The sequence below is a fragment of the Spirillospora sp. NPDC000708 genome (assembly GCF_040299565.1).
Taxonomy (GTDB): domain Bacteria; phylum Actinomycetota; class Actinomycetes; order Streptosporangiales; family Streptosporangiaceae; genus Spirillospora.
Genome location: NZ_JBEPCJ010000013.1, coordinates 1 through 18,691, shown reverse-complemented (window position 1 = coordinate 18,691; position 18,691 = coordinate 1). Strand labels below are relative to the sequence as shown.

General features: G+C 75.8%; 16 protein-coding genes and 1 pseudogene. 11 read left to right on the top strand and 6 right to left on the bottom strand.

What is annotated here, in order from left to right; all coding sequences use genetic code 11:
* Nucleotides 1-28 precede the first annotated feature (28 nt).
* Entirely contained in the window at nucleotides 29-1,447 is a 1,419-nt protein-coding gene (locus tag ABT299_RS12145; protein WP_387027929.1) for an amino acid permease, read from the bottom strand.
* Between the two features lie 34 nt (nucleotides 1,448-1,481).
* Nucleotides 1,482-1,877 carry a winged helix-turn-helix transcriptional regulator gene (locus ABT299_RS12140; protein ID WP_500250724.1) on the bottom strand — a complete coding sequence of 132 codons (396 nt, stop codon included), beginning with the start codon at nucleotides 1,875-1,877 and terminating at the stop codon, nucleotides 1,482-1,484.
* Nucleotides 1,878-1,958: 81 nt separating this feature from the next.
* On the opposite strand from ABT299_RS12140, the gene ABT299_RS12135 reads away from it, so the two are divergent.
* Nucleotides 1,959-2,672, top strand: coding sequence for an SDR family oxidoreductase (locus tag ABT299_RS12135; RefSeq protein WP_500250723.1), 714 nt, complete (start codon nucleotides 1,959-1,961; stop codon nucleotides 2,670-2,672).
* Between the two features lie 61 nt (nucleotides 2,673-2,733).
* Here ABT299_RS12135 and ABT299_RS12130 read toward each other — a convergent pair whose 3' ends face one another.
* Complete coding sequence (locus tag ABT299_RS12130) at nucleotides 2,734-3,465, bottom strand: PaaX family transcriptional regulator C-terminal domain-containing protein (protein ID WP_190863433.1); 732 nt, start codon at nucleotides 3,463-3,465, stop codon at nucleotides 2,734-2,736.
* 112 nt (nucleotides 3,466-3,577) lie between these two features.
* Here ABT299_RS12130 and ABT299_RS12125 point away from each other — a divergent pair, with 112 nt between their 5' ends.
* The 6 genes from ABT299_RS12125 (at nucleotide 3,578) to ABT299_RS12100 (ending at nucleotide 13,007) form a co-directional block, all read left to right on the top strand.
* The gene (locus ABT299_RS12125) at nucleotides 3,578-5,344 is read left to right on the top strand and encodes an acyl-CoA dehydrogenase family protein (protein WP_500250722.1); all 1,767 of its coding nucleotides are present in this window, start codon (nucleotides 3,578-3,580) and stop codon (nucleotides 5,342-5,344) included.
* A gap of 1 nt (nucleotide 5,345) precedes the next feature.
* Nucleotides 5,346-6,116, top strand: a complete 771-nt coding sequence (locus tag ABT299_RS12120) for a crotonase/enoyl-CoA hydratase family protein (protein WP_500250721.1) — start codon at nucleotides 5,346-5,348, stop codon at nucleotides 6,114-6,116.
* A gap of 106 nt (nucleotides 6,117-6,222) precedes the next feature.
* Nucleotides 6,223-8,379, top strand: a complete 2,157-nt coding sequence (locus tag ABT299_RS12115) for an outer membrane protein assembly factor BamB family protein (protein ID WP_500250720.1) — start codon at nucleotides 6,223-6,225, stop codon at nucleotides 8,377-8,379.
* Between the two features lie 46 nt (nucleotides 8,380-8,425).
* Nucleotides 8,426-10,489, top strand: a complete 2,064-nt coding sequence (locus tag ABT299_RS12110; RefSeq protein WP_500250719.1) for a protein kinase domain-containing protein — start codon at nucleotides 8,426-8,428, stop codon at nucleotides 10,487-10,489.
* Nucleotides 10,490-10,574: 85 nt separating this feature from the next.
* A complete protein-coding gene (locus tag ABT299_RS12105; RefSeq protein WP_500250718.1) occupies nucleotides 10,575-11,822 on the top strand; it encodes a cytochrome P450 in 1,248 nt (415 codons plus the stop codon).
* 87 nt (nucleotides 11,823-11,909) lie between these two features.
* The gene (locus tag ABT299_RS12100; RefSeq protein ID WP_500250717.1) at nucleotides 11,910-13,007 is read left to right on the top strand and encodes an NAD(P)-dependent alcohol dehydrogenase; all 1,098 of its coding nucleotides are present in this window, start codon (nucleotides 11,910-11,912) and stop codon (nucleotides 13,005-13,007) included.
* Between the two features lie 48 nt (nucleotides 13,008-13,055).
* Here ABT299_RS12100 and ABT299_RS12095 read toward each other — a convergent pair whose 3' ends face one another.
* Nucleotides 13,056-13,988 carry a 2-hydroxyacid dehydrogenase gene (locus tag ABT299_RS12095; protein WP_347256955.1) on the bottom strand — a complete coding sequence of 311 codons (933 nt, stop codon included), beginning with the start codon at nucleotides 13,986-13,988 and terminating at the stop codon, nucleotides 13,056-13,058.
* A gap of 140 nt (nucleotides 13,989-14,128) precedes the next feature.
* Between ABT299_RS12095 and ABT299_RS12090 the strand changes: the two genes are divergently transcribed.
* On the top strand, nucleotides 14,129-15,139 hold the full coding sequence (locus tag ABT299_RS12090) for a nitronate monooxygenase (RefSeq protein ID WP_500250716.1): 1,011 nt from the start codon (nucleotides 14,129-14,131) through the stop codon (nucleotides 15,137-15,139).
* A 147-nt stretch (nucleotides 15,140-15,286) separates the two neighbouring features.
* Nucleotides 15,287-15,895, top strand: coding sequence for a hypothetical protein (locus ABT299_RS12085; RefSeq protein WP_500250715.1), 609 nt, complete (start codon nucleotides 15,287-15,289; stop codon nucleotides 15,893-15,895).
* A 19-nt stretch (nucleotides 15,896-15,914) separates the two neighbouring features.
* Here the strand turns inward: ABT299_RS12085 and ABT299_RS12080 are convergent, their stop codons facing one another.
* Nucleotides 15,915-16,343 (bottom strand): MarR family winged helix-turn-helix transcriptional regulator, encoded by a 429-nt coding sequence (locus ABT299_RS12080; protein WP_500250714.1) that lies wholly within the window; start codon nucleotides 16,341-16,343, stop codon nucleotides 15,915-15,917.
* 108 nt (nucleotides 16,344-16,451) lie between these two features.
* On the opposite strand from ABT299_RS12080, the gene ABT299_RS12075 reads away from it, so the two are divergent.
* Both ABT299_RS12075 and ABT299_RS12070 read left to right on the top strand, forming a co-directional pair.
* Nucleotides 16,452-17,333 carry an MBL fold metallo-hydrolase gene (locus ABT299_RS12075; protein ID WP_500250713.1) on the top strand — a complete coding sequence of 294 codons (882 nt, stop codon included), beginning with the start codon at nucleotides 16,452-16,454 and terminating at the stop codon, nucleotides 17,331-17,333.
* A complete protein-coding gene (locus ABT299_RS12070; protein ID WP_500250712.1) occupies nucleotides 17,330-18,532 on the top strand; it encodes an MFS transporter in 1,203 nt (400 codons plus the stop codon). Before ABT299_RS12075 ends, ABT299_RS12070 begins: the two co-directional genes overlap by 4 nt.
* A 2-nt stretch (nucleotides 18,533-18,534) precedes the next feature.
* Here the strand turns inward: ABT299_RS12070 and ABT299_RS12065 are convergent.
* Nucleotides 18,535-18,691 (bottom strand): annotated as a pseudogene (locus tag ABT299_RS12065) (fumarylacetoacetase); the annotation flags it as partial.

Below are 18,691 nucleotides of genomic sequence, written 5' to 3'. Positions count from 1 at the left end.
GCGTCCGGGGCCGCGCGTCCGGGGCTGGTCAGCGCCGGTTCAGCAGGGAATGGCGCCGGCTGTAGGCGAAGTAGACGGCGCAGCCGATCAGGAACCACACCACGAACCGCACCCAGGTCTGCCACTGCAGGAACGTGATCAGCCAGACCGAGAAGACGACCCCGACGGCGGGCACCACCGGCATCCCCGGCGTCCGGAACTCGCGCGGCAGGTCGGGGCGCCGGTAGCGCAGCACGATCACCGCGACGCACACCACGATGAACGCCAGCAGGATCCCGATGTTGGTGAGCTCCGCCGCCTCCGCGATCGGCAGGAACCCCGCGATCAGCGCCGACCCGAGCCCCAGGATCCAGGTGATCCGCGTCGGGACGTGCCGCGCCGGGTGCGTCCTCGCGAACCAGCCGGGCAGCAGCCCGTCCCGGCTCATCGAGAACCACACCCGCGTCGCGCCCATCATGAACGTGAACAGCACCGTCAGCACGCCCAGGATCGCGCCGACCGCGATGACGATCCCGACGGTGTCCAGCCCGACCGACTTGAACGCCGAGGAGAACGCGGCGTTCGGGTTGATCTCCCGGTAGTCGACCATCCCGGTCAGCACCAGGCACGCCAGCACGTACAGCACCATCGAGATCGCCAGCGAGTAGATGATCGCCTTCGGCATGTGCTTGCGGGCCTCCCGCGACTCCTCCGCCGCGGTGCTCATCGCGTCGTAGCCGAAGACGGCGAAGAAGACCGTCGCGGCCCCGGTGAACGCGCCGGACAGGCCGAACGGGAAGAACGGCGAGTAGTTCCCGCTCCGGATCTTGAAGACGCCGACCACGATCACCAGCAGGACGATCGCGACCTTCAGGTACACCAGCACCGTCTCGAACCGCGCCGCGCTGCGCATCCCGAGGTTCAGCACCCACGCGATCAGCAGGCACAGCAGTGCCGCGAACAGGTTGACCTTGTAGCTGCCGCCCGCCACGTCCTTCGGCTCGGTCCCCGGCGCGCCGCTCATCCACAGCGGCAGATGGACGTGCATGAACCCGAGCAGGTCGTCGAAGTACCCGGATATCCCGATCGCGACCACCGCCACGATCGCGGTGTACTCCAGCAGCAGGTCCCACCCGATCGCCCAGCCGGTGAACTCGCCGAGCACCGCGTACCCGTAGGTGTACGCCGACCCCGCCTTGGGGATCAGCCCCGCGAACTCGGCGTACGAGAACGCCGCCGCCGCGCTCGCCACCCCGGCGACGAGGAACGAGATCAGCACCGCCGGCCCGGCCTTCTCGTTCGCCACGGCCCCGGCCAGCGAGAAGATCCCCGCGCCGATGATGCCGCCGACCCCGATCGCGGTCAGCTGCCACAACCCGAGCGTCCGGGTCAGGCCCGCGCCCCCCGACTCGTCCTCGATCTGCTCGATCGGCTTCCGCCGGACCATCCCGTCCAGGACCGAAGGCATGCAGCCACCTCCCAGGCACCGTCGCCACGGCAGATCATGTGCCCCAGCCCCGCGCCGCAAACCCGCCGGCGGCCGGGTCGGTGGCGGCGTCGTAGGTGTGCTGGGCGGTGATGATCTCGGCGGCGTGCTCGCGGATCCAGCCGGTCAGGCCGCGGAGGGGGACGGTGATGCCGCGGCCCAGCGGGGTGAGGGCGTAGGTGACCGAGGGCGGGACGGTCGGCTCCACGGTGCGCAGGACGAGGCCGTCGCGGACGAGGGTGCGGAGGGTCTGCGACAGCATCTTCTCGCTGACGCCCTCGATGCGGTCGCGGAGCTCGTAGAAGCGCAGGTCGGAGGAGTCCAGTGCGGTGAGGACGAGGATGCCCCAGCGGCGGGTCACGTGGTCGAGGACCACCCTTGCGGGGCAGTCGCGCCGGAAGACGTCGTCCATCAGGGCACCTACTCTCGGCGCATGGGCTTACCTTTCGGTACGTACTTTCGAAAGGTTAGCCCCTCTCCTAGCGTGGGCGGCATGGAACCAGTCGCGCTCGTGACCGGTGGGGGCCGTGGCATCGGCGCCGCCACCGCAAGGGAACTCGGCCGCCGCGGATACCGCGTGGTCGTCAACTACCACCGCGACCGGGCGTCGGCGGAGGCCGTCGCCGCGGAGGCGGGCGGGACGGCGATCCGCGCCGACGTCCGGGACCCGGCCGAGGTGGCGGCGCTCGTGGCCGCGTGCGGGCCGGTCACCGCCCTGGTGTGCAACGCGAACATCGATCCGTCGTTCGGGCCGGTGCGGTCGCTGCCGTGGGAGGCGTTCATCGGGAAGGTGGAGGGCGAGCTGGCCGCCGCGTACCACGTGACCCAGGCCGTCCTGCCGGACATGCCGGAGCACGGGCGGATCGTCTACGTGTCGAGCCTCAGCGCCGACCTCACGCGGCCGATGACCGGCGCGCACACGACGGCGAAGGCGGCGCTGGACGCGTTCGCGCGGCATGTGGCGGCGGAGGCGAGCCCGGTGGCGGTCAACGTGGTCGCGCCTGCGGCGGTGCGCACCGAGGGGTCGTCGGCCGCGCGGACGCCGGAGATCGAGGCGGCGCTGGCCGGGCGGTCCGTGCTGGAGCGGATGGTGGAGCCGGACGACGTGGCGGCGGTGATCGCCGCGGTGGCGGACGGGGCGCTGCCCGCGGTGGCGGGCGCGCGCATCCCGGTCGACGCGGGGTTCCGGGTGCTCGCGGCGCCGTGAGCGGGCTCCGCGAGGGCGGCGGGCGCGAGGGCGGCGGGCGCGAGGGTGGCGGGCGCGGCGGTCAGGGTTGGAGTTCGCTGGTGAGGAGCCGGGCGAAGTCGGTCTCGAAGGTCTCGTAGCCGCCGCGGAGGGCGTCGCCGGGCCAGCCGGGCGGGAGGAGTTCGGGCGGCAGGATCGGGTCGCGGAGCAGGTGGCGGAGGGCGGCGGCCGCGAGGGTGAAGCGCTCGGCGATGCCGTCGGCGCCGGCGAGGGCGGCGCGGAGCGCCTCGGCGGTGGCGGCCCAGCCGTCGAGGTCCCAGAGGGTCCGGGCGAGGGCGGCGGGGTCCTGCTCGGGGCGGCCTTCGAGGAAGGTGCACTGGCGGACGACGGTGCCGGGGCGGGGCCGGTCGAGGTTGGCGGGGCGCAGCCAGGTGCCCTCGCGCAGTTCGGCGAGGCGGAGCGCGGACATGGCCTGCCGGAGCGCGGCGCGGTCGGCGGCGGGGCGGCGCTCGGCGGTGATGACGGCGATCTCCCAGGCGCCGTCCCAGGGGCGGGTGCGGGGGCGGCGGCTCTCGTCCTGGCGGGCCTGGCGCTCCAGGAGCCGGTCGGTGAGGGCGTACCGGCCGTCGGTCTGGACGAGGTCGCCGGAGGTGACCATGCGGGAGAGCGCGACGCGGACGGTGCCCTCGGCGATGCCGAACAGGTCGCCGACGCGGACGAGGTGGCGGGCGGCGAGGCGGGGCGGGTGGACGCCCAGCAGGGTGCTCAGCACGACGGAGCGTGCCGTGAGCGGGCGGATGTTCAGCGTGTCCATGGCTGCTGCGGACTTTAGCCGGTGCGGGCCCGGCGGAGCGGGCGGTCCGGGTGCGGCCGCCGGTGAGATTACAGCCTTACATCACGTGAAATGGAAGCGTAATGTCCGGGGCATGGCCTCTTACCTGATCGAGCCGTTCGACCGGCTCCCCTTCGGCGGCGCGGACAAGGCCCGCCGGTACGCGACGGAGCGCTACCAGGGGGCGGCGGGCCTCAACTGGTACGACTGCGACCCGACGCTGCGGTTCCTGATGCGGCGCCACCTCGGCGACGGCTTCGGCTGGGCCGAGCCCCGGCTCCGCGAGCTGGGCGCGCTCATGGGCGGCCCGGTCAACGCGTGGGCGGAGGAGACCGACCGGAATCCGCCGCGGCTGGAGAAGTACGACCGGTGGGGGCGCGACGTCAGCGAGGTCGTCATGCCGGGGTCGTTCGAGGCGGCCCGGCGGGAGCTGGTGGCGACGTCGTTCACCCGGCCCGCCTTCGTCGCGGAGGCGAAGGCGAACGGCGTGGACCCGGCGCCGCTCGGCGTCGCCTGGAGCTACCTGCTCGACCAGGCCGACATCGGCATGGCGTGCGCGCTCGGCACCGGCGGGGACATGGTCGTCGGGCTCACCGAGCTGTTCGCGCCGGACGAGGTGAAGGAGCGCGTCCGGGAGCTGTTCGCGGCGGGCGCGTTCTCCGGCGAGGCGGCGCAGATGCTCACCGAGCGGTCGGGCGGCTCCGACCTCGGCGCGCTGGAGTCGACGGCGACGCGGGACGGCGACGCGTGGCGTCTCAACGGGTTCAAGTGGTTCGCGTCGAACGCCAACGGGTCGGCGTTCGTCGTCCTCGCCAAGCCCGAGGGCGCGGTGGACGGGGTGCGCGGCATCGCGCCGTTCCTGGTGCTGCGGGAGCGGCGGGACGGGACGCGCAACGGGGTGCGGATCCGCCGGCTGAAGGACAAGCTCGGCACCCGGTCGGTGGCGTCGGCGGAGATCGAGTTCACGGACGCGGAGGCGTTCCTGCTGGCTCCGGCGTCGAGCGCGGGCGAGGGCGGGGACGGCAAGGGCCTCGCGCGGATGATGGAGCTGACGAACGGCGCCCGGCTCGGCATCGCGATGATGGGGCTCGGTTGCGCGCGCCGGTCGCTGGTGGAGTCGCTCTGCTACACGCGGGCGCGCGAGGCGTTCGGGGCGTCGCTGGACGAGCAGCCGCTGATGCGCCGCAAGCTCGCCGAGATGATCGTCGAGACCGAGGCCGTCCAGGCGCTGGTGTTCGACGGGTACCTCGGGCGACCGAGGCTGCGGGTCGGGGCGGCGCTGGTGAAGCTGCGCGCGGCGCGGCTCGGCGTGACCGCGGCGAGCGACGCGATCGAGATCCACGGCGGCAACGGGTACATCGAGCAGTGGCCGGTCGCCCGCATCCTGCGGGACGCGCAGGTCAACCCGATCTGGGAGGGCGGCGACAACATTCTCTGCCTGGACGTCCGCCGCGCCATCGAACGCGACGACGCGCACGAGCCGTTCCTCGACCGGCTCACCGAGGCCGTCGCGAGCGCCCCCGGCGGCGACGACGCGACCGCCGAGCTGGTGACCGCGCGGATCGGGCACCTCCGCGAGGCGATCGGGAAGTGGCGCGGCCTCGACCGGGCGACGGCGGAGGCGCGCCTGTACCCGCTCGCCCAGTACATGGCCGACGTGTACGCGGCGGCGCTGCTGCTGGAGCAGGCCGGCTGGGAGCGCGCCGACTCGGGCACCGACCGCAAGGCCCTCGTCGCGCGCCTCTACGCTCGGAGGCACCTCGCCGACGCGGGCCCGCTGCGGGCGATCGACGCGCCGGCGGAGGACCTCGAACGCTTCAAGGACCTGGCGGACGGCGCGTTCGTCCGCGCGGAGGAGTGACATGCGCGTCAGGAGCGAGCGCCGCGGGCCCGTGACGACCGTGATCATGTCCCGTCCGGAGGCGCGCAACGCCGTGGACGGGGCGGTGGCGGACGGGCTCGCGGCGGCGTTCCGGGCGTTCGACGCCGACCCGGACGCGAGCGTCGCCGTCCTGTGGGGCGAGGGCGGGACGTTCTGCGCGGGCGCCGACCTGAAGTCGATCGGCACGGAGCGGAGCCCGCGCGTGGACGCGCCGCCCGCCGACGGCCCGCTCGGCTGCACGCGGATGCGGCTGTCGAAGCCGGTGGTCGCGGCCGTCGCGGGGCACGCGGTCGCGGGCGGCATGGAGCTGGCGCTCTGGTGCGACCTGCGGGTCGTCGAGGAGGACGCGACGTTCGGCGTGTACTGCCGCCGCTGGGGCGTCCCGCTGGTGGACGGCGGGACGGTCCGGCTGCCGCGGCTGATCGGGACGAGCCGCGCCATGGACCTGATCCTCACGGGCCGTCCGGTCGGCGCGCGGGAGGCGTTCGACATCGGCCTCGCGAACCGGCTCGTCCCGCCGGGGACGTCCCGGGAGGCGGCGGAGGATCTGGCGGCGGACCTCGCCCGCTTCCCGCAGGCGTGCCTGCGCAACGACCGCATGTCCGTCCTGGACGCGGAGGGCCTGCCGGAGGACGAGGCGCTCGCCGTCGAGTACCGGCACGGCCTCGGCTCCCTGCGGGACGCGCTCGACGGCGCCGGGAGGTTCACCGCGGGCCACGGCCGCCACGGGGATTTCGGCGACCTGGGCTGACGGCGCTCGCACCGCCGCGCCCGCCCGCCGCGCCCGCCGCGGGACGGGCGGGAGGCGGGCGCGAAGGCCGCCGCGGAATGCCCGGATCGCTCTATCATGTCGGCCGGTGGACAGCCGGTTGAAGAGCCTGGGCGCGCACGACCCCGCACGGGTGGGACCGTACCGGTTGCTGGCGGTGCTCGGCAGCGGCGGGATGGGCCGCGTCTACCTGGGGCGGTCCCCGGGGGCGCGGGCCGCGGCCGTCAAGGTGGTGCGTCCCGAGCTGTCCGGCGACCCGGCGTTCCTGGCGCGGTTCCAGCGCGAGGTGGCGGCGGCTCGCGCGGTCGGCGGCGCCTTCACCTCGCCCGTCCTGGACGCCGACCCCTCGGCGGATCCGCCGTGGCTGGCCACCGCGTTCGTCGCCGGGCCCCCGCTGAGCGACGCGGTGCGGGCGCACGGCCCGCTGGAAGAGCCGGTCGTGCGCGTCCTCGGCGCCGCGCTCGCCGAGGCGCTGGCGGCGGTGCACGCGGCGGGGCTCGTCCACCGCGACCTCAAGCCCGCGAACGTGCTGCTCGCCGCCGACGGCCCCCGGGTCATCGACTTCGGGATCAGCCGGGCGCTGGACGGCACGGCGGTCACCCGCAGCGGCGCGCTGGTCGGGTCTCCGGCGTTCATGGCGCCCGAGCAGGTCGCCTCGGGACGCCGCGCGGGGCCCGCCGCCGACGTGTTCGCGCTGGGCGGCGTGCTGGTGCACGCCGTGACCGGCACGCCGCCGTTCGGCACCGGGGCGGTCCCGGCCGTGCTCGCCCGCGTCGTCGGGGCGGACCCGCGCCTGGACGGCGTGCCGGACGGCCTGCGGCCCGTGGTGGCCGCGTGCCTGGACAAGGATCCCGGCCGGCGCCCGTCCCCGGAGGAGCTGGTCGAGCGGCTCGGCGGGGCCGATCCGGGGGAGTGGTGGCCCGCGCCGGTCCGCGCGGAGATCGCCGCGCGCGCGGGCGAGGCGTCCGCCCTGCTCGCCGCGCCGCCCCTCGCTCCGCCCGTCCCGGACGGGATCCCGACGCACCCGGGGGCGGCCGAAGACGACGCGCCGACGGTGCGCGAGCCGTCGCCGACGCGCATTCTGACCGAACCTCCCGGCCGCCGCCGCTTCCTGGTCGTGGCCGGTGCCGCCGCGGGGGCCACCGCGGCGGCGGGCGTCACCGGATGGCTGCTGCACGACCGCGACTCCGACCGGCCGCACGGCCCGCGCTCCGCGACCGTCGGCGCGCCCCAGGGACCGCGCCCGCTCTGGACCTACACCCCGGCGCTGGACGACCTGGTGCCGAACCCGCCGACCGTCGTGCGCGGCGGCACGGTCCTGCTCGGCGAGACGTCCGGGCTCACGTGCCTGGACGCCGCCACAGGCGCCCGGCGATGGGCGGTCCGCGTGGACGCTGGATTCGACCACGTCGAGGTCTCCGGCGACACGGTGTACGGCCGGGCGCGCGACGGCGAGCTGTTCGCGTTCGACGCCGCCACCGGCGAGCGCCGGTGGCGGGTCGCCGGTGACCGCCTTCCCCTGCGTCCCGACGACGACGTGGCCGGGGTCGCGGGCACGCTCATGATCGGCCGCCGGTATCCCACGGGCGAGGGCCCGGCGTCCGTCCGGGCGTTCGAGGTGCCGGGCGGGCGGACGCGGTGGCGGCTGGAGGTGGCGTCCCGGCTCATGCCCGTGCTGGCGGCGGGCCGCCTGCTGGCGGCCGGGAAGGGCGCCGTGCTGGCGGTCGACGCGGCGACGGGGCGGCGGATGTGGCGGACGCCGCTGGCCGAGGACCCGCCGTCCCTCCAGGTGTCCGAGTCGGCCGTGCTGGTCCCGGGGGCCGGCACGCTCACGGCGTTCGCGAGCGGCACCGGAGCGCGGCTGTGGACCGCCGGAGGGTTGGGCCGGCTCCTGCCGACCGTCCTCGCGGCCGCCGGGAACCTGGTGTGCGTCGCCGACGGCCCCACCGCGATCGGCCTGGACGCGCGCACGGGGAGCGTCCGGTGGCGCACCCGGCTGCCCGCCGCCCCGGCCGCCGCGACGCCGCCGTGGTCCCCGGCGCTGGTCGCCGTGCCGCTCGCCCCCGATGACGCGCAGGCCCGGGCCGGGGCCGGCGCCGGGCTGGCGTCGCTGGACCCGGGCGGCGGCCGCGTCCGCTGGACGTACCGCGTCCCCAACGACGCCGTGACCGAGTGGGACGTGCGGACCGACGGCGCCCGCGTGTACGCCTTCGACGGCAGGCGGCTGCTGGTGTTCCGAGGATGACGGCCGACGCGGAGAGGACCGGAGTGCGGAGAGGACCGGAGTGGAGATGACGGAGCCGCTGCGCCCCGAGGACCCGGAGACGCTCGGGCCGCACCGCATCGTCGGGCGGCTGGGGCAGGGCGGGATGGGGAGGGTCTACCTCGCGCGCTCCCGCGCCGGGCGGCTGCTCGCGGTGAAGGCCGTCCACGCCGAGTACGCCGACGACCCGGCGTTCCGCGCGCGGTTCCGGCGGGAGATCGACGCCGCGCGGCGGGTGGCGGGGGCCTTCACCGCGCCCGTCGTCGACGCCGACCCGGACGGATCGCCGCCGTGGCTCGCCACCGCGTACGTGCCCGGGCCGTCGCTGCGGGACGCGGTGCTGCGGCACGGCCCGCTGCCGGAGGGCACGGTCCGCGCGCTCGGGGCCGGGCTCGCCGAGGCGCTGGCCGCCGTGCACGCGGCGGGGCTCGTGCACCGCGACCTCAAGCCGTCGAACGTCCTGCTGGCGGCCGACGGGCCGCGGCTGATCGACTTCGGCGTCAGCCGGGCGGTGGACGACGCGGCGCTGACGGCCGCCGGGGCGGTCGTCGGCTCGGCCGGGTACCTGTCGCCCGAGCAGGCCGCCGCGGACGAGGCGGGCCCGGCGTCCGACGTGTTCTCGCTCGGCGCGACCCTCGCCTTCGCCGCGACCGGCCGCCCGCCGTTCGGCGACGCCCGCCTGGAGGTGCTGCTCTACCGGGTCGGCCACGAGGACCCCGACCTGGCCGGGCTGCCGGGACCCCTCCGCGACGTCCTGGCCGCCTGCCTGCAACGGGATCCGGAGCGGCGGCCGCCCGTCGGCCGGCTGCCCGCGTTGTTCCTCCCCGAACCCGGCGCCGCCCCGGCTCCGGCGCGGCACTGGTTGCCGGACCCGGTCGCGGCCGAGGTGGCGGAGTGGCTCGCGGACGCCGCCAACGCCGGGGACGGCACGTCCGGTGGCGGAGGGGTCGGCCGCCGGTGGCTGCTGGCGGGGCTGGCGGCCGCCGGGGTCGCGGCGGCGGCGGGCGGCGTGATCGCCTTCGCGTCCCGCGGCGGCTCGGCGCCCCGGCCCCGGCCGTCGGCCGAGCCGAAGGTCACCCCGCGCCCGCTCTGGAGTGCGCGGGCCGAGAACCCGGACGGCCTGGCGATCGCGGACGGCCTGGTGCTCTACGCCACCGGCGCGTTCTCCGCGGACCTCGTCGCGCTCGACCTGAGCACGGGACGGCGGCGGTGGCGCAAGGGCGGGCTGCTGTTCGCCGACCAGCCCGGCGGGGAGTGGGCCCGGCCGCCCGTCGCGGCGTCCGGCAGTGCCCTGTACGCCGCGCTGGGGTCGCTCGACGACGGCGCTCCGATGCGCGCCCTCGACCCGGCCACCGGCGCCGTCTGGGCGACGATCGAGCTGCCCGGCGACCTCGGACCGGGCCTCGTGTGGGGAGCGCAGGGACCGGTGGTCTTCTGCAGGTCCTCCGGCGCCGCCCGCGCCCTGATCGCGGTCGACGCGGCGTCCCGGAAGGTCCTCTGGTCGTACCAGGGGCAGAGCGCGATGGACGAGATGATCACCGTCCCGCCCGCCGGGGGCCTGGTGTTCCGGACCGAGCGGTCCGGGACCGTGCACGCCCACGCGGTCGCGGACGGCACCGAGCGCTGGCAGGCCCCGACCGACACGGCCGCCGGCGGCCGGCCGGTGATCGCGGCCGGGGACGCCGTCTACGTGTCAGGGGGCTACCTGTACTCGCTGGACGCCGCGACCGGGCGCCGGCGCTGGGCGTTCGCCACCGGGACGGACGGGCGTGCCGCCGTCCGGGGCGGCGACGTCTTCGTCACGCTGCCCCGCCTCACCGCGCTCGACGCGCGCACCGGCGCGCCGCGCTGGCAGGTGGAGGCGGGCGGGACGCTCGGGCGCCTCGCGATCTGCGAGGACCTGCTGCTCGCCGTGGACCTCGACAGGGAGCACCCTGCCGTGCACGGCTGGGAGGCGGGCACGGGGAAGCGGCGCTGGGAGTATCCGCTCCCCGCGGACGAGGGCGGGAACCCCTACCGCTCCGTCGAGACCGCCGGAGACGTGTTCGCGATCCGCCACGGTTCGGCGATCGACGCCTTCCAGGTCACCTGACCCGGCGCCGCCCCGGGAGTAACCCTGCACTTACGGTCCGGGGCGCGCCGTTCTAAGCTCGACACCGACGACCCGAAGGAGCGGTATGACCCTGAGCGTGGACGAGGCGGGCCGGGCGCTCGCCGACCCGAAGGCGTACGCCGACGAGGCCCGGCTGCACGAGGCCCTCGCGCTGCTGCGGCGGGAGTCGCCGGTGCGGTGGGTGGACGCACCGGACTACAACCCGTTCTGGGCGATCACGAAGCACGCCGACGTGCTGGAGATCGAGCGGAACCACGAGATCTTCCTGAACGCCCCGCGCCCGCTGCTCGGCACCGCCGAGTTCGACGAGCTGAACCGGGAGCGCGCGGAGCAGGGCATCGCGCTGCGCACGCTGATCCACATGGACGACCCCGACCACCGGGTGATCCGGGCGATCGGCGCGGACTGGTTCCGGCCGCGCGCGATGCGGGCGCTCGAACCGCGCGTGAAGGAGCTGGCGAAGCGGTACGTCGACCGGATGGTGGAGCTCGGCGGCGAGTGCGACTTCGCCCGGCAGGTCGCGGTGCACTTCCCGCTGTACGTCATCCTGTCGCTGCTCGGCCTGCCGGAGAGCGACTTCGACCGGATGCTGAAGCTGACGCAGGAGCTGTTCGGCGGGGACGACGACGAGCTGCAGCGCGGCCAGACGAACGAGGAGAAGCTGCAGGTCCTGCTGGACTTCTTCGCCTACTTCCAGGGGCTGACGGAGGAGCGCCGCAAGCACCCGACCGACGACCTGGCGTCCGCCATCGCGAACGCGCGGATCGACGGGGAGCCGCTGAACGACTTCGACACCGCGTCCTACTACGTCATCATCGCGACGGCCGGGCACGACACGACCAGCGCGACGATCGCGGGCGGCCTCCAGGCCCTCATCGAGCACCCCGAGCAGCGCAAGCGGCTCGCGGACGACCCGGGCCTGATGCCCCTCGCCGTGGACGAGATGATCCGCTGGGTCACCCCGGTGAAGGAGTTCATGCGGACCGCGACCCGCGACTACGACCTGCGCGGCGTGACGATCCGGGAGGGCGACGCGGTGCTGCTGTCCTACCCGTCGGCGAACCGCGACGAGGACGTGTTCGACGACCCGTTCTCCTTCGACGTCGGGCGCGACCCGAACAAGCACCTGGCGTTCGGGTTCGGCGTGCACTACTGCCTGGGCGCGGCGCTGGCCCGCATCGAGGTCCGCGCCTTCTTCGAGGAGCTGCTGCCGCGGCTGCGCTCGATCGAGCTCGCGGGACCGGCGGAGAGCATCGCGACCACGTTCGTCGGCGGGCTGAAGCGGCTGCCCGTCCGCTACTCGCTGGACTGACGCGCCCGCCTCCCCGCCGCCCGCCCGGGACCGCCCGCCGCCCGGCACCGGCCGCCCGACACCCGCCGTCCTGACAGGAGAGCCCCAGTGCAGATCGACGCCGCGGTGCTGCGCGCCGCAGACGCCCCCTACACGATCGAGCGCGTCGAGCTCGCCGACCCCGGTCCCGGCGAGATCGTCGTCCGGATCGCGGGCGTCGGGATGTGCCACACCGACCTGCTCGGGCGGGTGCCGGGCGACCTGGTCGCGAAGCCGGTGATCCTCGGGCACGAGGGGTCCGGCGTGGTCGAGGCGGTGGGGCCGGACGTCACCGGCGTCACCGAAGGCGACCACGTGGTCATGTCGTTCGACTCGTGCGGGTCCTGCGCGAACTGCCGCGACGCGGTGCCCGGCGCCTGCCCGCGGATGGCCGCGCTGAACATGATCGCGGTCCCGCTGGACGGGCGGCCCCGCGCCACGGACGCCGACGGGAACGCGGTCGGCAACCGGTGGTTCGGGCAGTCGTCGTTCGCGTCGCACGCCCTCGGCACCGTGCGGAACGTCGTCCCGGTGACCAAGGACGTGCCGATCGAGCGGCTCGGGCCGCTCGGCTGCGGCGTGCAGACCGGCGCCGCGTCCGTGCTGATCTCCCTCGGCGTCCGGGCCGGCGACAGCATCGCGGTGTTCGGCGCGGGCGCGGTCGGGCTCGCCGCCGTGATGGCCGCGAAGGTCGCGGGCGCCACCACGATCGTCGCGGTCGACCTGAACGGCGCGCGCCTCGACCTGGCCCGCGAGCTCGGCGCCACCCACACGGTCGACGGCGCGGACGACGACATCGCGGGCCGGATCCGGGCGCTGTCGGGTGGCGAGGGCGTGCAGTACTCGTTCGACACGACCGCCGTCCCGTCCGTGGTGTCGACCGCCGTCGCGTCGCTGCGCACCACCGGCGTCTGCGGCCTCGTCGGCGTCGGCTCCGAGGAGTACCGGCTCGACCCGAACCTGCTGCTCATGGGCCGGACGGTCAAGGGCATCATCGAGGGCGACGCCGTCCCGCACACCTTCATCCCGAAGATGATCGACCTGTGGCGCAGGGACCTGTTCCCCTTCGACCGCCTCATCGCGACCTACCCGCTCGACCGGATCAACGAGGCCGAGGCGGACGCCGCGTCCGGGAAGGTCGTCAAGCCCGTCCTCCTGCCCGGCTGAGCCGCGAGCCGCCGCGACCCGCCGCGACCCGCCGCGGGCCGTCGCGGGTCACCGCACGCGGTGGAGGAGGTCGCGGCCGGAGGCGAGCCGGCGGCAGTTCTCCGCCGCGACCTCGAAGTACCGGTCCCACGTCTCCCCGGTGAGCCACGCGACGTGCGGCATCACGACGACGTTGTCGAGCGCGAGCAGCGGGTTCCCCGGATCGACCGGCTCGCGCTCGAAGACGTCCAGGCCGGCGCCGCCGAGCCGCCCGGACTCCAGCGCCGCGACCAGCGCCGATTCGTCGATCACCGCGCCGCGCGCCGTGTTCACCACGACCGCGCCGGGCGGCAGCAGCGCGAGCCGCTCGGCGTCCAGCAGGTGGTGCGTCTCGTCGGTCAGCGGGATGTGCACCGACAGGACGTCGCTCGCCCGCAGCAGGTCGTCCAGCTCCCGCCAGGCCGGGTCGTCGCGGCGCGGGCGCCGCGAGGTGTACAGGACGCGGGCGCCGACCGCCTCCAGCATCCCGCGCAGCAGCCCCGCGATCTCGCCGCCGCCGAGCAGCCCGACCGTCCGGCCCCGCAGCTCACCGCCGGCCAGCGACCGGTCGGCGGGCCAGCCCTCGCCGCGCCGCGTCCGCGCGTCGAACGCGACCAGCTTGCGCAGCGCCGCGAGCGCCAGCAGCAGGCTCGTCTCCGCGACGGCCTGCGCGTTGCGGCCCGGCATGTTCGCGACGGCGATCCCGCGCTCGGCGGCGGCGTCCAGGTCGATGGTGTTCACCCCGGTGCCGAGCTTCTGGACCAGCCGCAGCTTCGGCGCCCGGTCCATGTCGGCGGCGGTCAGCGGCCGCAGCACGTGCCAGATCACCTCGGTGTCCGGCAGCAGCGCGTGGAAGCGGGCGTCGTCCTGCTCGGAGCAGGAGACGATGTCCAGGCCGGGCTCGGTGTGGTCCATGTCGTAGTGCAGCAGCACCCGCATCCTGGTCCCTCTCGGTCGGTTCACGTTCGCTGAACCCGGCGGTCGCGGCCGGTGTCCCGCGGCTATCTTTCCGATCGTGGCGCATGCCGCGAGCCCGGGAAGGGCCGCCCCCGGCGGCCGCGCGGGCGGTGGTTGATCCGCGACGCCCCGGAAAGGGAACCGATATGACGGCATCCTGGCTTCCCGACCTGCCGATCGTCCAGGCGCCGATGGCGGGCGGCCCGTCCACGCCGGAGCTCGCCGCGGCCGTGTCGGACGCGGGCGGGCTCGGCTTCCTCGGCGCCGGCTACAAGACGGCGGACGCCGTGCGCGCCGACATCGACCGGACGCGGGCGCTGACGTCCCGCCCGTTCGGCGTCAACGTCTTCATGCCGTCGCACGACGACGTCGACCCCGCCGCCGTCGCCGCCTACCGGGACGCCCTCGCCCCCGAGGCGCGGCGGCTCGGCGTCGACCCCGGCACCCCGGGGGCCCGCGACGACGCCTACGACGCCAAGATCGCCGTCCTGCTGGCGGACCCGCCCGCCGTCGTGAGCTTCACGTTCGGCTGCCCGGACGCCGCCGTCATCCGCGCCTTCCAGGAGCGCGGCACCACCGTCGTCGTCACCGTGACCACCGCCGAGGAGGCCCGGCCGGCGTCCGCCGCCGACGCGCTGTGCGCGCAGGGCACCGAGGCGGGCGGGCACCGCGGCTCGTTCACCAACACCTTCGACGGCGCGCTCCCGCTCCACGACCTGCTCCGCGACGTCCTCGCGGTCACGGACCTCCCCGTCATCGCCGCCGGCGGTCTCGGCACGCCGGACGACGTCGCCGGCGTCCTCGCCCTCGGCGCCGTCGCCGCCCAGCTCGGCACGGTGTTCCTGCGCTGCCCGGAGAGCGGCGCGAGCGCCGTGCACAAGGCCGCGCTCGCCGACCCGCGCTTCACGTCCACCGCGATGACCAGGGCGTTCAGTGGACGTCCCGCGCGCGGCCTGGTCAACCGCTTCCTCGCCGAGCACTCCGCCGACGCGCCCGCCGCCTACCCGGACGTCCACTACGTGACGTCGCCGCTGCGCAAGGCCGCCGCCGCGCAGGGCGACCCGGACATCCCCAACCTCTGGGCCGGCACCGCCTTCCGCGCCGCCGCCGAGACCCCGGCCGCCGACCTCGTCCGGCACCTGGCGTCCCGCCTCTGACCCGCGCTTCGCGTCCGGCCCCCGACCCGCGCCTCGCCCTTGTCTGCGGCGAGGTGTAGCGGCGCCGTTGGAGATTCACTCCGGCGGGGGAGGCGGGTCGTGCCGGTGGGGGAGGTGTGGCCGGGGCGTGCGCGCGATCTTCGAAGCATGACCGATTCCGCTGTTGCCGCCGTGCGCCCCGGGCGGCTGCGGGCCGCGTGGGCCTCCGCGCACGCGCCCGTCCCCGGGGTGCCGCGCTGGGCGCGGGCCGCCGCGCTGACCGTCCCGCTCGTCGTGCTGCCGTCCAGCCTGTGGCGGATCGCGGGCGTCGCCCTGCACCTGCCGATCGTCCGGCACACGGGAGGCGACGAGAGCGGCAACCTGCCGTCCTGGCTGCCGATCGAGCTGTACGTGGTGCTGCTGTCGATCCTCTCCGAGCTGCTGGCGTTCACCGCCGTCGGGCTCGTGTCGACGTGGGGCGAGGTGTTCCCGAAATGGGTGCCGTTCCTGCGCGGACGGCGCGTGCCGACGCTCGCCGCGGTCGTCCCGGGCGCGATCGGCGCCGCCGTCCTGACGTGCCTGTGGACGTGGGTGTTCGTGATGCTGGCGTTCGGCCGCAACATCGCGGGCGACCGGCTCACCGCCGACTCGCCGCTCAACGCCGACACCTGGCAGGGCGCCTTGGTCGTCGTCTCCTACGTCCCGCTGGTCGCCTGGGGGCCGCTGCTCGCGGCGGTCACGTTCGCGTACCACCGGCGCCGCGCCCACGGCGCCTGAGGCACCCGACCGGCGCTGGTCAGCGCGGTTGCCGGGCGCGGAGCAGCAGGTTCTGGAGGGCGCCGAGCTCGTCCTCGCCGAGGCCGCCCAGGGGCGAGTCCTTCGAGAGCAGTTCGAGCAGGCGCGCGCGCAGTTCGGTGCCGTCCGCGGTCAGGACGAGCTGCTTGGCGCGGCGGTCCTGCGGGTGGGGGCGGCGCTCGACCAGGCCGCGCTTCTCCAGCTTGTCGACGACGAACGTGGCGTTGGACGGCTCGCAGCTCATCCGTTCGGCGAGGTCGCGCATCGTCATCGGCCCGGTCAGCTCGCGCAGCGCGGTGGCCTGCGGGCCGGTGAGCCCGAGCGTCGTGGCGCGCTCGCGGACGTGCTCCTCGATCTGCCGGGACAGCCCGGTCACCAGCCCGCACAGCTCCCGCTCGGCGGTGGCGGCGAACTCCGGATCGGTGCTCATGGCTCGAGCTTACATCAAGCTGCAATGGTTGCAGCTTGAATAGTTCTAGTTGTAAGTTTTCCGTCGTGCGGCGGCCGCAGGGCGCGGCCGTCCCGAAGGGAGACACCCATGCCCAGCACCCCCGGCACGCCCGACGCGGGCACCCGGAACCGGTTCGCCGCCGAGGCGGGCGCCAGGACGATCCGGCTCGGCGACCTGGCGATCACCTACGTCCCGGACGGCGCCGTCGAGCTGAAGCCCCGCGCCTGGTTTCCCGGCACCACCGACGCGTTCTGGGCCGAACGCCCCGAGTACCTCAACGCGGCGGGCAACCTCGTCGCGAGCATCGGCGGCCTGCTGGTCGAGCACGGCGACCGCGCCCTGCTGATCGACGCCGGCGTCGGCCCGCTCGCCTGGCCGGACGCCCCGGACCGGCCGATCGGCGCCCTGCGCGGCGGCGCGCTGCCCGCGAGCCTCGCCGGGCTCGGCCGCGCCCCCGCCGCGATCGAGGCCGTCGCCATCACCCACCTGCACGTCGACCACACCGGCTGGCTGGCGCCCGCCGCCGGCGGCCCGTCACCGCTCGCCGGCGCGGAGGTGCTGGTCAGCGCGTCCGAGTGGGAGCACCGCGCGCTGTCCGACACCGACCCCGCCGTCCTCGACGGCTTCGCCGCGCGGGTCCGGACGACCGCCGACGGCGAGGAGATCTTCCCCGGCGTGCGGGTCCGGACGACGGCCGGCCACACCGCCGGGCACACCGTCTACGAGATCGCCTCGGGCGGGCGGCGGCTCCTCGCGTTCGGCGACGCGCTGCACTCGCCCGTCCAGGTGGACCACCCGGAGATCTCCGCCGTGGTCGACCACGACCCGGAACTGTCCGCCGACGTCCGCCGGAGCCTCATCGCCGAGCTCGCCGACCCGGACACGATCGGCTTCGGCGTCCACTTCGGCGACGTCCAGTTCGGGCGCGTCGTCCCCGGCACCCCCGGCTGGCTCCCGGAGGACCGGTGACCGCGTCCGCCACCGCCCGCACGGGCCACTGGCCCGCCATCGTCGCCGCCGCGGCCGCCGCGACCGCGGCGGTGATGCCCGGGTTCACCGTCGGCGCGCTCGCCCCGTCGATGCAGCACGCCCTGCACACGAACCGGACCACGCTGGGGCTGGCGATGAGCGCCTTCTACGCGGCGAGCGCGCTCGGCTCGCCCGCCGCGAAGCGGCTGGCCGCGCGGCTGCCCGTCCCAGTGGCCCTGTCCGCGGCGGCGGCCGTCGCGTCGCTGTCGATGCTGGCCCTCTCCCGCGCCGGGCACGTCGCCGTCCTCTTCCCGGTGCTGGTCGCCGCCGGGTTCGCCAACGGGCTCGTCCAGCCCGCCGCCGGCCGGCTCATCGCCGCCCGCGCCCCCGACCGCCGCCGCTCCCTCGCCGCCGGGACGATCGGCGCCGCGCTCGGCGCCGGCACGCTCGTCCCCGGCCTGCTCGTCGCGCTCGTCGTGCACCCGTACGGCTGGCGCGCCGCGATGGCGATCGCCGGGCTGCTGGCGCTCGTCCCCGTGGCGCTGGCCCCGCTGACCCGCACGCCCGCGGCCGGGCCCCGGCGCGCGGCGGCGGCGTCCGCGCCGATGCCGCGCGCCGTCCGGCGGACGCTGGTCCTGTGGGCGGTCGCGGCGGCCCTGTCCGCGACGGGGAACAACGCGGTGGCCTCGTACTTCGTGCAGCTCGGCGCGCACTCCGGGGTGCCGGACGGCCTCACCGGCGACCTCCTCGCGATGAGCGCGGTCATCGCGATCGCCGTGCGGCTGGCCGCCGGCGCGCTCGCCGACCGGGCGCCGCGCGGCGACCGGACGGTCATCGCGGTGATGATGCTGAGCGGCGCCGCCGGGCTGGCGCTCATCGCCGTCGGCTCCCCGGTCACGTTCCTCGCCGGGGCCGTCCTGGCGTTCTCCGCCGGATGGGGCTGGACGGGCCTGCTCCTGTCGGCGGCGCTCCGCCTCCTGCCGGACCGCGCGGAGAACGCGGGCCACACCGTCCAGGTCGGCGTCTACACCGGCGCGACGATCGCCCCGTTCACGTTCGGCGCCCTGTCGGCGTCGCTCGGCTTCGCGGCGGCGGCACTGCTCGCCGCCGCGGCCGCCCTCACCGCCGCGTCCCTCATGGCCGCGACCACCCGGCCCGCGCTGAGATGCGGCGAGTCGCCGTCATTGCGAGCCGCATGAGGTCAACGAGCGGGAAGGACCCGGCCCGTCACCGCGCCGAGGCCGAGGCGCGCGCCGCCCGGACCCGGCGCGGTGGCGGAGATCGTGACGGTGTCGCCGTCCTCCAGGAACGTCCGGGGCTCGCCGCCGACCTCGACCGGCTCCTTGCCGCCCCAGGTC

Excerpts from the sequence above, each read along its gene's own strand:
- ABT299_RS12145 (WP_387027929.1), bottom strand. The coding sequence starts at position 1,447 with ATGCCTTCGGTCCTGGACGGGATGGTCCGGCGGAAGCCGATCGAGCAG.
- ABT299_RS12140 (WP_500250724.1), bottom strand. The coding sequence starts at position 1,877 with ATGGACGACGTCTTCCGGCGCGACTGCCCCGCAAGGGTGGTCCTCGAC.
- ABT299_RS12135 (WP_500250723.1), top strand. The coding sequence starts at position 1,959 with ATGGAACCAGTCGCGCTCGTGACCGGTGGGGGCCGTGGCATCGGCGCC.
- ABT299_RS12130 (WP_190863433.1), bottom strand. The coding sequence starts at position 3,465 with ATGGACACGCTGAACATCCGCCCGCTCACGGCACGCTCCGTCGTGCTG.
- ABT299_RS12125 (WP_500250722.1), top strand. The coding sequence starts at position 3,578 with ATGGCCTCTTACCTGATCGAGCCGTTCGACCGGCTCCCCTTCGGCGGC.
- ABT299_RS12120 (WP_500250721.1), top strand. The coding sequence starts at position 5,346 with ATGCGCGTCAGGAGCGAGCGCCGCGGGCCCGTGACGACCGTGATCATG.
- ABT299_RS12110 (WP_500250719.1), top strand. The coding sequence starts at position 8,426 with ATGACGGAGCCGCTGCGCCCCGAGGACCCGGAGACGCTCGGGCCGCAC.
- ABT299_RS12105 (WP_500250718.1), top strand. The coding sequence starts at position 10,575 with ATGACCCTGAGCGTGGACGAGGCGGGCCGGGCGCTCGCCGACCCGAAG.
- ABT299_RS12090 (WP_500250716.1), top strand. The coding sequence starts at position 14,129 with ATGACGGCATCCTGGCTTCCCGACCTGCCGATCGTCCAGGCGCCGATG.
- ABT299_RS12085 (WP_500250715.1), top strand. The coding sequence starts at position 15,287 with ATGACCGATTCCGCTGTTGCCGCCGTGCGCCCCGGGCGGCTGCGGGCC.
- ABT299_RS12080 (WP_500250714.1), bottom strand. The coding sequence starts at position 16,343 with ATGAGCACCGATCCGGAGTTCGCCGCCACCGCCGAGCGGGAGCTGTGC.
- ABT299_RS12075 (WP_500250713.1), top strand. The coding sequence starts at position 16,452 with ATGCCCAGCACCCCCGGCACGCCCGACGCGGGCACCCGGAACCGGTTC.